Below are 12379 nucleotides of genomic sequence, written 5' to 3'. Positions count from 1 at the left end.
GCGGTCACCCTTCCGTGCTCGGGGCTGCGGGCGCCGGGTGATCGGGGCCGGTGATGCCCAGGCGGCGCATCGCGGTCCCGGTCAGTGCTTCGCGGGCGGCGCGGTTGGCCAGCAGGCAGGTGATCTCGCTCTTGTCGTCGAAGGGCGGGGAGACCTCGACGATGTCCATGCCGACGATGCCGACCTCGGAGGAGAGCCGGCGGACCGCGCGCAGGATCTCGTTGCTGGTCAGTCCGCCCGGTTCCGGTGTGCCGGTACCCGGGGCGTAGGCGGGGTCGGCGACATCGATGTCCAGCGAGAGGTAGAGGTGGTCGGCCTGGTCGAGGGCCTCGTCCACGGCGCGCTGCAGGACGTGGTCGAACCCGAAGCGCTCGATCTCGGCCATGAAGTGCGTGCGCATCCGCTGTTCCTTCATCCAGTCGAGGGTCTCCGGGTCGGGCCAGTAGCCGCGCAGACCGACCTGCACGAAGTTCGAGCCGGGCACGGCCCCGGACTCGATGAGCTTGCGCATGGGGGTGGCGTGGCTGGCCAGGCTCTGCGGGGCGTCGGCACCGGTGTCGGCGTGGGCGTCGAAGTGGACGATGCCGACCTTGCCGTAACCCCAGTGGTCGGCGACCGCCGTGGCACAGGGCCAGGTGATCGCGTGGTCCCCGCCCAGGATGAGGGGGATCGCCCCGGCCTCGACGATGGTGCCGACGAACTTGCGGATGCCCTCGAAGGTGACGGGGGTGTTCCCGACGCTGATCGGCGCGTCGCCGTAGTCGCAGCAGTTGAGCACCTCGAACGCGTCCACGCCGGTGTCCAGGCTCAGTTGGGGCCGGCCGTAGCCGGCCTGGTGATCCGCCGAACGGATCACCATCGGGCCGTGGTTGGTGCCGCTGCGACCGCTCGTGGTCGAGTCCCACGGCACGCCGCACACCGCGACGTCGATCTCGCCGGCGGCGAGGTCCTCGGGGGTCAGGCAGACCGGGAGCTTGGCGAAGGTCTGGATGCCCGAGTAGCCGCCCTCGTAGCGCCGGTTGACGTGGATGGGTCCGGGCTTGCGGTCCTTGTTGTAGTCGTCGACGGCCTCATGTCCTTCGAGGCCCGCCCCCAGCCGCGGTGGCTGCGACCAGAACCCTTCGGGCCACCTCGCGTGGTGGTGGTCGTGGGCGTGCTGGTCGGCGTGGTCGGGGCTGTCGTGTGTGCCGGTCATGAGGGGTCTCCGGGACGGTCGGTGAGGCCATGGTCGAGGGCGTCGGGGTGGAGCCAGCCGCGCTGGGTCAGGCCCAGCCGTCGCATGGCCATCCCGGTCAGGGTGTGGTGCAGGGTGCGGTGGGCCAGCAGCGTGGTGATCTGGCCCGAGTTGTCGTACTGCGGGCTGAGTTCGACGAGTTCGACGCCGGCGAGATCGACCTCGGCACCGATGCGGCGGACAGCACGCAGCAGGGCGGTGCTGCGCAGCCCGCCCGGTTCGGGGCTGCTCGTGCCGGGCGCGTACATCGGGTCGGCCACGTCGATGGAGATCGACAGGTAGTGGCGGGCGGGTGCTCCGGGAGCGGTGGCCCCGGCGATCACCCGGTCGATGACGGTGTCGATGCCGTGCTGATCGACCGCCGCCGCCGGGTGGACGCGTACCCCGTTGTCGTGCAGCCAGGACCGCAGTCCCGCGCTGGTGTCGAAGCCGCGGGCGCCGAGCTGGATCACGTGCTCGCCACGGATCACGCCCGAGGCGACGGCGCGGCGCAGCGCGCTGCGGGCGGCGCCCATCTGCCAGCCCTGGACCGGCTCCATGGCGGTGTGCGCGCCCAGGTGGATGACGCCGACCGCGCCGTGGCCGAGGTGGTCGGCCACCGCGGTCAGGCAGGGCCAGGTGATGCCGTGGTCGCCGCCCAGCACCAGCGGGCGGGCACCGGCCTCGAGGATGGTGGTGACGAACTTGCGGATGTCCTCGAAGGTCTCCGGGGTGTTGCCCGACGCGGTCGGGGCGTCCCCGTAGTCCGCGCAGCGCAGCACTTTGAAGGGGTCCACCCGGGTGTGCAGGTCGGGCAGGGCGAACTCCTGGGTGGAGTTCATCCCGCTGGTGCGCAGCGCGACGGGCCCGCGCCGGGCCCCGCTGCGACCGGTGCCGGTGGCGTCCCAGGGCACCCCGCAGGCGGCGATGTCGATCTCGCCGGCCACCAGGTCCTCGGGGGTCAGGCAGAGCGGGAGGCCCATGTAGCTCTGCACGCCCGACCGGCCGTACTCGTAGGCCCGTTGCACATAGATGGGCCCGGGCGGCCGGTCCTGGTTGTAGTGGTCGACCGCGCCGTGGTCCTCGGTGCCCGTGCCGAGGTGCGGCCGGGCCGCCCGCATCGAGGCGCCCCATTCGGGCGCACCCAGCTCTGTCATGCCGGGGCCGAACGCCGCTGGGCCCCGGGGCAGAACACGCCGGAGCGTCGTTTCGCGCGCATGGACAGCCGGCCGGCCACGCTTTCGTGGCCGGCGCTTTGCGGCTCCGTCCAACTCGCTTTGGATACTCGCCGGTAAGGGTGCGCGAAGCCTGAATGAGATGGGGTCACGTACTGAACACGCACCGGCGGCCGTCCACGGTTCACCGGGGCTCCGCACACGGATCGGCCGTATTTTCTCGCGGTGCTCGGTTCCACCGCGAATGAACCACCGCGGCGGTCCGCGCCGTGTTCTCGGTAGAGGCCGCGACATCCTCAGCGCCGTCGCACCCCCCGTCCGTACAGGGCGGATGTGCGACGCCAGGAGGTGTTCGCACCTTGTCGTGAGCCGGAGTTCGCGCCTTCCGCGCCGAGGAAACCCCTGAAAAGCGCCACAGTTGACCGAGAATTCCGCGCCTATTCGGCGATGTCCATGAGCAGGCACCCTGGAGGGGCCCGATGTTTCTTTTCAGGCGATTACTGGTGCCTGATGGAACCACGTGGGAAACCGACGAGATCATCACTCGCGTGCGTTCCGAGGCGCATTCCCTGGCCCGTCGAGGAATCGGGCCGGGGTCGCGGGTGATGCTGTCCGGTCCGAATTCTCCGGAATGGGTCGTGGCATTGCTGGCCCTGGCCCACCTGGACGCCTCGGTGGTGCTGTGCGACCACCGCGCCACGGCGGCGCACCGCGCCTCGGTCCGGGAACGCGCCCGGGTCGTGCTGGAGATCGACGGTGCGTCGGCGCCGCCCGGGGCCGTCCCGGGGCCACGCGGCCGGCACGAACAGGTGCCGGATCTCACGGCCTGGTCACGCAGGACGGACGCGGTCATCTCCTGGTCCTCGGGCACCACCGGAGCGCCGAAGGGCATCGTGCGCTCGGGGCGGTCGATCCTGGACAACCTCACCCTCAGCGCCGAGCGGATGGGCTACCGCGCCGACGACGTTCTGCTGCCGGTCCTGCCCTACTCCCATCAGTACGGCCTGTCCCTGGTGCTGTGCTGGTGGCTGGGCGGCGGCACGCTGGTGGTCTACGGGCCGACGACGCGCCTGGACCGCGCGCTGGAGGCCGGCGCGGCCCACGGGCTCTCGATCGTCGACGCCACCCCGCCGACCTATCACAGCCTGCTCAACCTGTTCGGCAGCCGGCCCGCGCTGCGGGACGCGCTGAGCGGGGTCCGCGCGTGGTGTGTCGGCGGCGCCCCGCTCGGGCAGTCGCTGGCCGCCCGCTTCGCGGCCGACACCGGCCGGCCCCTGCTGGACGGCTACGGGGCGACCGAGGTCGGCAACATCGCCCTCGCCCCGCCGTCCGACCCCGTCCGATGCGGGACCCCGCTGCCCGGCGTGGTCGTCGAGGTCCATGACGAGGCCGGCCGGCCACTGCCGCCCGGCCGGCTCGGCGAACTGGTGGTGCGCAGCGCGGGCCTGATGACCGGTCACCTCGGCCCGGACGGCGAGATCGTCCCCGTGCCCGGCCCCGTGCACCACACCGGTGACATCGGCCTGATCGACGACGAGGGGCGGGTGGTCCCGATCGGCCGCAAACGCGCGGTGCACCGCGACGGCCACACGCTCTACCCCGACCATCTCGCCGAGCTGGCCGAGGCTGCCGGGGCCCCGACCCAGGTCGTCGCGCTGGAGGACGAACGCCGTGGCGTCCGCCTGGTCTTCGTGGTGGCCGACGCGCGGGGCCGCCCACGCGCGTACTGGAAGCGGGCGTTCCGCGCGGTGCTCGCCCGCTACGAGCAGCCCGACGACGTCCTCGTGGTCCGTGACTTCCCCCTGAACAGCACCGGAAAGCCCGACCCCGCCGCACTGGAGTCCCTTGCCATGACATTACCGTCCACATCCGCCGGCCAACCCGGTGGCGACACCTCCGCGTCCCGCCCCGCCGGGGAACACATCCCCTTCCCGGAGCGCCTGGAGGCGCTGCGCGCGGTCCGCCGCTGGGCGCACGACAACGAGGGCGCCGTGCTGGAGATCCTCACCGAGGTCTCGCCCCACCGCACTGCCGTCGCGGAGTTGCAGTCGTTCCTGGCCACCCTCGACGGGGCCGAGGAGGAGATCCGCCACTTCCGGCCCGGCCGGGTGCCCCGCGCCGCGGTGTTCATGCCGTCGAACATTCCGCTGTACGCCTACGCGCTCTATCTGCTGGTGGCGTCGCTCTACACCGACACCGTCACCTTCCGGCCGTCCGCACAGATCGCGCACCAGGCACGGCGGCTGCACGCTCTGCTCGCCCCGGTGCACGGCCTGCCGATCGAGCTGTCGGACCTGTCCCAGCGCAAGTTCGTCACCGGGCCGGTCCGTGAGGCCGATCTCATCGTGTTCACCGGCAGCTACGCCAACGCCGAGACGGTGCGCGAGGAGCTGACCGCGGACCAGCTGTTCCTGTTCTTCGGCCAGGGCCTCAACCCCTTCGTCGTCGCGCCCGACGCCGACTTCGAGCACGCCGTGCACGACCTCGCGGCCATCCGGCTCTACAACTCCGGGCAGGACTGCTACGGCCCCGACGTCGTCTTCGTGCCCCAGGAGCGCTCGCGCGAGTTCATCGACCTGCTCTCGGCGAAGCTCTCCTCCCTGCGCTACGGCGCCAACTCCGACCCCGACTGCGACTACGGGCCGATGTACTACGACGCGGCCCTCAGTCAGTGCTCGGAGTACCTCCTGCGGTACGCGGACCACATCCGGCACGGCGGCGGAATCGACCTTCGGACACGGCGGGTCGAACCGACCATCCTGGCATGGGACTTCGACGACAAGATGCCCCTCGACGAAATGTTCGCGCCGGTGTTCAACATCGTCGCCTATCCCGACGGGGAGCGGCTGCGCGAGCGGCTGTCGAGCCCGTACGTCGGCGAGCGCGCGCTGGGCGCCATGGTGTACGGAAGCGACCCGGAGACGGTCGAGGTGCTCTCCAGGCGGCACCGCGTCTGTGTCGACCAGACGCTGCTGGACGCCGAGAACGGCAACAGGCCGTTCGGAGGGCTCGGCATGATGGCGAACTACCTCTCCGTCGGCGGGCGGCGGCGCTCCGAGCCGCTGCTGATGTCCAAGTCGGCGGCCGAGTACCTGCCCTCCGTCGGCCCGGTCGCGGCGGGCCGGTCGTGACCGGGGACGGGGACGGGGCGCGTTACGACGGCGCCTGGCCGGCCGTCGTCGACCTGCTCGTACGGTCCGGCGTGGACACCTGCTTCGGGCTGCCGGGCGACGACATGGAGTTGCTGCGCGCGCTCGACGCCGCGGGCGTGGACGTCGTGCCGTGCCGCGACCAGCGCAACGCGGTGTACATGGCGGCCGGTTACGCGCTCCAGTCCGGCCGGCCCGGAGTGTGCGCGCTGGGCAAGGGCCCGGCGGTCACACACGCCGCGACCGGGCTGCTGGAGGCGCGCGAGTCCGGGGCGCCGGTCCTGCTGCTCGCCGCGGGCACCCCGGAGCGCGGCCGGGGCAGCGGCGGATTCCAGGAGCTGGACCAGGTCGCCGCGGTGGCGCCGCTGGTCCGGTGGGCCCACCGGGTGACCCACCCCGACCGCGTCGTGCCCGCCGCCGCGAAGGCGCTCGCCCTGACCTCCGGGCCCCCGCCGGGCCCGGTCTACCTGGAGATCGCCGACGACGTCCGCACGGCGGAGATCGTGCGGACGGGCCCGTGGCCGCGCCTGCCCGAGCCGCTGGAGGACGAGTCCTTCCCCCTCACCGGCGGCCCGACGACGGCGGCGGTCCTCGCGAGCCGGCGCCCGGTGGTGCTGGTCGGGGGCGGGATGCGCCACCTCAACGCGGACGGGGCGATCGAGGGTTTCGCCGGGCGCCTGGACGCGGCCCTGTTCACCACCGCGTCCGGCCGGGGCACCGTCGACGAGCGCCACCCGCTGTTCTGCGGGGTGGCCGGTCTCTACGCCTCGGCGCCCGCCCGTGAACTGTTCGCCGGCTGCGACCTGGTGATCTCCCTGGCCGGCCGGCTGGAGGAGACCGTCACCGAGGGCGGGACGCCCTGGCCGCCGGTGCCCGTCCTCCAGGTCAACATCGACCCGGCCGGCCTGTCCGCCGAGTTCCCGGGCCCGCGCGTGCTCGGCGACGCGCGGCGCGCCGTGCTCGCCTGGTCGCGGGCTCTGAGCGACGCCCACGCGGAAGGGCTCCGGGGGCACACCGAGCCGTGGGCGCGCGAGATCGCCGTCGCCCGCAAGGCCATGGCCGCCGAGGCCGACGACGAGCGCGCCCGGGCGGCGGAGCTGCCGGGGGTACGCATCGCCGAACTGCTGGCCGCGCTGGACGCCACGTCGAGCGAACCCCGGGTACTGGTGGCCGAGAACGGCCTGCAGGACATGTGGTCCTACTGCTATCCCTTCCACGCCGGAGGCGGCTCGATCGTGCCCTCCGAGCAGACCCCGCTGGGCTTCGGCGCGGCCGCGGCGATCGGGGTCAAGCGCGCCGCCCCGCAGCACGAGGTGACGGCGTTCATCGGGGACGGCGCCTTCGTCGCGGCGCGCGGCGACATCGCGGCGACGGCCGGCTCCCACGGCGGCGTCCTCTACGTGGTGCTGTGCAACGGCGGTTACGGATGGCTGGACGCCCAGCGCGCCCGCCTCGGCCTCGACGGCGAACGCTACGCCTTCGCCCGACCCGGCACGCCGCCGCCCGCCTTCGACGAGGCGGGCATCCACCACCGGGTGCTGCGCGACAAGGAGGCGCTGGCCGACGAACTGCGCACCGCGCGGGAGGTCTGCGCGCAGGGCGGCACGGCCGTCCTCATGGTGCCGGTGGATCCCGACGACATCCCCCCGCCCATCCGCGACGCGGAGGTGATCCCGCAGTGAGCGACACGCCACGCAAGGTCGTCGTCACCGGCTACGGCGCGGTGACCCCGCTGGGCCACACCGCCGGCGCCACCTGGGACGCGATGCTGGCCGGCCGCAGCGGCATCGACACCCTGGAGGGCATCGACCTCACCGGACTTGGGGTGCGCATCGGTGGTCAGGTCCGCGGCTTCGACGCGGCCCGCCACATGCCGTCCCCGGTCAGGCGGCGCACCGACCCCTACGCCCAGTACGCCCTGGCGGCCGCGCTGGAGGCGAGCGAGCACGCCAAGCTCGTCGTCGACGAGGAGATGGCCCCGCGGGTCGCCGTCGTCATCGGCAGCGGCTACGGACCGGTCGCCTCCTTCGCCCGCTCCGTGAACACCCTGCGCGACAAGGGCGCGGCGGCGATCAGCCCGTTCACCCCGATCACCACCGCCATCGACGGTGCCGCCGGCGAGATCAGCATGCGTCTGGGCGCGCAGGGCCCCAGCCGGGCCCAGAGCACGGCGTGCGCCAGCGGCTCGGACGCGGTGGGCGCCGCGCTGCGGATGATCCGCGCCGGGGACGCCGACACGGTCGTGGCCGGCGGCGCCGACGCCTGCGTCACCAGGATCGACCTCGCGGGCAGCGGCAACGCCCGCGCCCTCTCGACGCGCAACGACGATCCGGCCGCGGCCTGCCGTCCGTTCGACGCCGACCGCGACGGGTTCGTCATGAGCGAGGGCGCCGCGGTCCTCGTGCTGGAGGCGGCCGAGACCGCCGCGGCCCGGGGCGCGACGGTCCTCGCCGAACTCATCGGCTACGGGGCGAGTTCCGACGCCCACCACTGGACCGCGCCGCACCCGCAGGGCCGGGGCGCGCGCGTGGCGGTCGAGGCCGCGCTGCGCGACGCCGGGGTGGCGCCGGGCGAGGTGGACTACGTCAACGCCCACGGCACCGGGACCGTGCTGAACGACGCCGTCGAGACGGCGGTCCTGCGCGAAGTGCTCGGCGAGCGGGTCACCCGCATCCCGGTCAGCTCCACCAAGTCGATGACCGGGCACATGATCGGGGCGGCCGGGGCGGTGGAACTGGTCACCGCGATCCAGGTCCTGCGCACCGGGACCGTGCCCCCCACGGTGAACTGCCACCGTCCGATCGACCCGGGGATCAACTTCGTGCCGCACGAGGCCCAGACCCACGCCGGCATGCGGGTGGCCCTCAGCAACTCCTTCGGCTTCGGCGGGCACAACGCGGCCCTCGTCGTCCGTACGGATCCCGGCGCGCGGTGACCCCGGCGCACGGGGCGACCCGTCCGTGACCGCAATGCGCATCAGGCAACTCAGGAAAGGACACAGCAGGTGGCGACGAACGAGGAAATCCTGGCCGATCTCCGCGAAATCATCGAGGAGATCGCCGATGTGGTGGCGGCTGACGTGACCTTGGAGAAGTCCTTCGTGGACGACCTGGACATCGACTCGCTGTCGTTGCTGGAGATCGTGGTCCAGGCCGAGGACAAGTTCGGGGTCAAGATCCCGGACGACGAGATGGCCGGCACGGTCGATGACGCGGTCCGCTACATCGCGGCCCACCAGAGCTGACGTCAGGGGTGCGGGAGGTCCGGCCGGCAACCGGGCCGGACCTCCGACCGCCGCACTTTCTCCCCTCCCGCCCCGCCCCGCCCCGCCCTCAGGAGACAGCACACCATGACCAGTACCTCGCCCCCCACCGACCGTCTCGCCCCGTGGTCCTTCGCGGAGTTCGTCGACGCGAACGGCCACGAGATGGTCACCCGGCCGCCGGTGATCGACGGCGTCGTCGGGCCCACGATCGTCCGCGACGGCCGCGAGCTGGTGAACTTCGCGAGCATCAACTTCCTCGACCTGGGGCAGCGTCTCTCGCTGACCCGCGAGTTCACCGACGCGGCCCACACCTACGGCCTGACCACCGGCGGCTCCCGGATGACCCAGGGGGTCTGCCGCCCGCACCAGGTGCTGGAGGAGTCCATCGCCCGCCAGACCGGCAAGGAGCGGGCCCTCACCTTCGCGACCGGGCTGCTGGCCAACATCGGCTTCGTGCATGCCATGAGCCACTCCGCCCGGTTCGACGACGCGCTCCAGGTGCACAACCGCGACACCGTCTTCGTCCTCGACCGGGACTCCCACTGGAGCCTGTGGAAAGCCGTCGAGGGCCTTGAGTACGGGCGCTCCGTCCACGCGTTCCGGCACAACGACGTCGCCGACCTGGCCCGCGTGCTGGGCCGCGTCCGGTCGCGGAAGGTCGTGGTGATCATCGAGAGCGTCTACTCGGCCGACGGATCGATGGCACCGGTCATCGACCTGCTCGACGAGTGCGACCGGCACGGCGCGATCAGCATGGTCGACGACGCGAACGGCTTCATGCTCTACGGGCCCTCCCACCGGCCGTTCGCCGCGGAGTACGCGGCGATCCGGGAGCGGGCCGACTTCGTCATGGTCTCGCTGTCCAAGGCCGTCGGTCTGGAGGGCGGCGCGCTGGCCGGCCCGGCCCACGCCATCGACGCCTTCGAAGTGCTCTCCGGCACCTCGATGTTCACCGCGGCCATGCAGCCACCCACCGCCCACGTCGCGGGGCGCACCATCGAGGCGCTGGCGAACGACCCGTCGATCGTCGACGACTACCTGGCGCGGGCCGACCGGCTGCGCGCCGGCATGCACGAGATGGGCATGCCGACCACCCCGGCCGCCTCCTACATGCTCTCGGTGCCGATCGGCGACGACGACGCCGCGATGACGATGCGGGAGTGGTTCGTCAAGGACGGCTATCTCGTGCCGGTCTTCTGCTACCCGGCGGTGCCCCGCAATCAGGCGCTGCTGCGCCTGATCCCGCACGCCGGCCACACCGAGGAGCAGGTCGACGGCTTCCTGCACACCCTCGCGAGCTACCGCCGCCGCCTGGGCCTGTGACGTCCACGGAGCGGGACCGCGCGGCGCGTGACGCCGTCGGGGACCTCATGGGCGTCGCGCCACCGGCGGGCGCGCCCGAGGGCCGTCACCATGGTGGCCGCGTGAACGGGGCTGGCCCTCCCCGGGCGTTCACGACCGCGGAACTGCCCGATCACGTGGGACAGGTGCTGGGCACCAGCGCGGACCACCGGATCGACCAGGAGCGCGTGGACGCGTTCGCCCGGGTCACCGGGGACGACCAGTGGATCCACGTCGACCCCGGGCGGGCCCGTGCCGCCGGGGGCACGATCGTCCACGGACATCTGCTGCTGTCGCTGATCCCGGTCATGTCCACGGAGGCCTTCACCGTCACCGACGCGGTCCGCACGGTGAACCACCGTCTCGACGGCGTGCGGTTCCGCGCTCCCGTCCCCACCGGCGAGGGGGTCCGCGGCCGCTTCCGGCTCACCGGCGCGCGGCCCCGGGTCCGCGACTGGTACGAGCTCGTCCTCGGTGTCGAGATCGAGTTGCTCGACGGGCCGGTGGTGTGCCGGGCCGTCCAGACCTATCTGTGCGCGCTGCGCACATGACCGCTCCCCGGGCGGGGAGCCAGGAGGACTTCATGGAATCGTCGGACGCCCCGGTGGCCCTGGTCACCGGCGGAACCAGCGGGATCGGTCTGGCCACGGCCCGTCTGCTGAGCGAGCGCGGGCACCGCGTCGCGGTGTGCGGGCGCGACCAGCGGCGGCTGGACCGTGCGGCGCGTGAACTCCCCGGCGTGCACGCCGTCCGCGCGGACCTGTCCACGTGGGAGGCCGCCGCGGCGGCCGTGGCCGAGGTGGTGTCCGCGTTCGGGCGCCTGGACGTACTGGTGACCGCGCACGGTGCGGTCGGCGAGCCCGGCCCCGTGGCGGAGTTGCCGGCCGCCGCGTGGGATCACGTACTGGGCACGAACCTGATCGGACCGATCGCGACGACCGTCGCCGCGGTCCCCGCGCTGCGGCGGACCCGGGGGGCCGTGGTGCACGTGGGATCCATCAGCGCGATCCAGGCGACGCCCCAGACAGCGCCCTACGGGGTGTCGAAGGCGGGTCTGGTCGCGTTCACCAAGCACGCGGCGGCCGATCTCGCCGAGTTCGGCATCCGGGTCAACGCGGTGCTGCCGGGGTGGGTCAGGACTCCGCCGGCCATCGCGTACTTCGAGCAGATCGGCCGGCCCGAGGGCCCCAGGGACGGCAACTTCCTGGGCCGGGTCGCCGAGCCCGCCGAGATCGCGGAGGTGATCGCGTTCCTGGCCTCGCGGAAGGCCAGCTTCATCACCGGAGAGGCCGTCGTCGCCGACGGCGGTGAGTGGATCAAAATGTCCGACCCCGAGTGAGCGCGACCCGTCCACCCCGCGCTCCCCGAACGGCGATCAGGTCAGCCATGTACACCATGCGCACGACAATCCAGGGAGGATCGGATGAAGAATTCCGAGATCCGTACGCTGCTCGGACTGCACCACACCTTCCTGTTGAGCACATTCTGCTCCGAACGGCGTCCGATGCCGCACGGGGACCTGATGCTGAGCGATCTCATCGCGGACCCCTACTACAACTTCTTCTGTCCCGACGCCGATTTCGCGTGGTCCGCCCTCGGTTCCCTCAGCGACGCGTTGCACGATCGCGGCCGGCTGCCTGCCCTGTACACGACACCTCTCTCGCCGATGGGGAACGACGGCCCGGCCGGCTTCTCCCCGCACGCGTGCGACTCCTGGATGCTGCGTGAGGCGAGTCCGCGGGACACCGGGATCACACCCGGTATCGAGGTGCGGAGCATCACCAGGGAAACACGGGAAGAATTCCTTTCCGCGTTCTCCTCGGCATACTCCAGCGATGACGCCGTGGATCTGTACGGGCCGCTGGAGGAAAGCCATATCCAGGCCCTCCGCCGCAGCTTCGAGATCACCGGGCCGGAGTACGAGAAGTTCTATCTGCTCGCCCGATCCGGCGGGAGGGCCGTCGGTGTCGCCGTTTTGCTGGTGGCCGGCGCACACGCGGGGGTGTACGCGGTCGGCACGGTGGCCGACGCGCGAGGCCGGGGTGTGGGCCGTGCGCTGCTGAACGAATGTTCCGGCCTTGCCTTCGACACCGGCGCCACCTCCCTGTTTCTTCAGGTGGAAGCGGGAACCGCGGCGGAGAAGTGGTACGGGAAACTCGGCTACCGGCACGCGTTCCACGGCACCTGTTACGCATCCGGGGCGCCTCGGTGAAGGTCACCCCAACACGTGGGGGAA

10 protein-coding genes are annotated in these 12379 nt (G+C 72.3%); 8 read left to right on the top strand and 2 right to left on the bottom strand.

Annotated features, from left to right (window positions below; genetic code table 11):
• Window positions 1–4: 4 nt before the first annotated feature.
• On the bottom strand, window positions 5–1195 hold the full coding sequence (gene speB, locus SXIM_RS15145) for an agmatinase (protein WP_078635316.1): 1191 nt from the start codon (window positions 1193–1195) through the stop codon (window positions 5–7).
• Window positions 1192–2370, bottom strand: a complete 1179-nt coding sequence (locus tag SXIM_RS15140) for an agmatinase family protein (protein WP_046724384.1) — start codon at window positions 2368–2370, stop codon at window positions 1192–1194. Before SXIM_RS15140 ends, speB begins: the two co-directional genes overlap by 4 nt.
• 497 nt (window positions 2371–2867) lie before the next feature.
• Between SXIM_RS15140 and SXIM_RS15135 the strand changes: the two genes are divergently transcribed.
• The 8 genes from SXIM_RS15135 to SXIM_RS15100 all read left to right on the top strand — a co-directional run bounded on the left by SXIM_RS15135 (window position 2868) and on the right by SXIM_RS15100 (window position 12355).
• Entirely contained in the window at window positions 2868–5519 is a 2652-nt protein-coding gene (locus SXIM_RS15135) for an aldehyde dehydrogenase family protein (protein ID WP_078846932.1), read from the top strand.
• Window positions 5516–7219 carry a thiamine pyrophosphate-binding protein gene (locus SXIM_RS15130; protein ID WP_030729849.1) on the top strand — a complete coding sequence of 568 codons (1704 nt, stop codon included), beginning with the start codon at window positions 5516–5518 and terminating at the stop codon, window positions 7217–7219. Before SXIM_RS15135 ends, SXIM_RS15130 begins: the two co-directional genes overlap by 4 nt.
• The gene (gene fabF, locus SXIM_RS15125; protein ID WP_046724382.1) at window positions 7216–8472 is read left to right on the top strand and encodes a beta-ketoacyl-ACP synthase II; all 1257 of its coding nucleotides are present in this window, start codon (window positions 7216–7218) and stop codon (window positions 8470–8472) included. The genes SXIM_RS15130 and fabF overlap by 4 nt, the downstream gene beginning before the upstream one ends.
• 69 nt (window positions 8473–8541) lie before the next feature.
• Window positions 8542–8781 carry an acyl carrier protein gene (locus tag SXIM_RS15120; protein ID WP_030729854.1) on the top strand — a complete coding sequence of 80 codons (240 nt, stop codon included), beginning with the start codon at window positions 8542–8544 and terminating at the stop codon, window positions 8779–8781.
• 105 nt (window positions 8782–8886) lie between these two features.
• Complete coding sequence (locus SXIM_RS15115) at window positions 8887–10125, top strand: aminotransferase class I/II-fold pyridoxal phosphate-dependent enzyme (RefSeq protein WP_046724380.1); 1239 nt, start codon at window positions 8887–8889, stop codon at window positions 10123–10125.
• A 101-nt stretch (window positions 10126–10226) separates the two neighbouring features.
• Entirely contained in the window at window positions 10227–10694 is a 468-nt protein-coding gene (locus SXIM_RS15110; protein WP_052385133.1) for a MaoC/PaaZ C-terminal domain-containing protein, read from the top strand.
• 32 nt (window positions 10695–10726) lie between these two features.
• Window positions 10727–11482, top strand: coding sequence for an SDR family NAD(P)-dependent oxidoreductase (locus SXIM_RS15105; protein WP_046724378.1), 756 nt, complete (start codon window positions 10727–10729; stop codon window positions 11480–11482).
• Between the two features lie 84 nt (window positions 11483–11566).
• The gene (locus SXIM_RS15100; RefSeq protein WP_052385134.1) at window positions 11567–12355 is read left to right on the top strand and encodes a GNAT family N-acetyltransferase; all 789 of its coding nucleotides are present in this window, start codon (window positions 11567–11569) and stop codon (window positions 12353–12355) included.
• The last annotated feature ends 24 nt before the right edge of the window (window positions 12356–12379 follow it).

This window comes from Streptomyces xiamenensis, from assembly GCF_000993785.3.
Taxonomy (GTDB): Bacteria; Actinomycetota; Actinomycetes; order Streptomycetales; family Streptomycetaceae; genus Streptomyces; species Streptomyces xiamenensis.
Note: the sequence above shows the minus strand (reverse complement) of the source record. Positions and strands in the feature narration are given on the sequence as shown.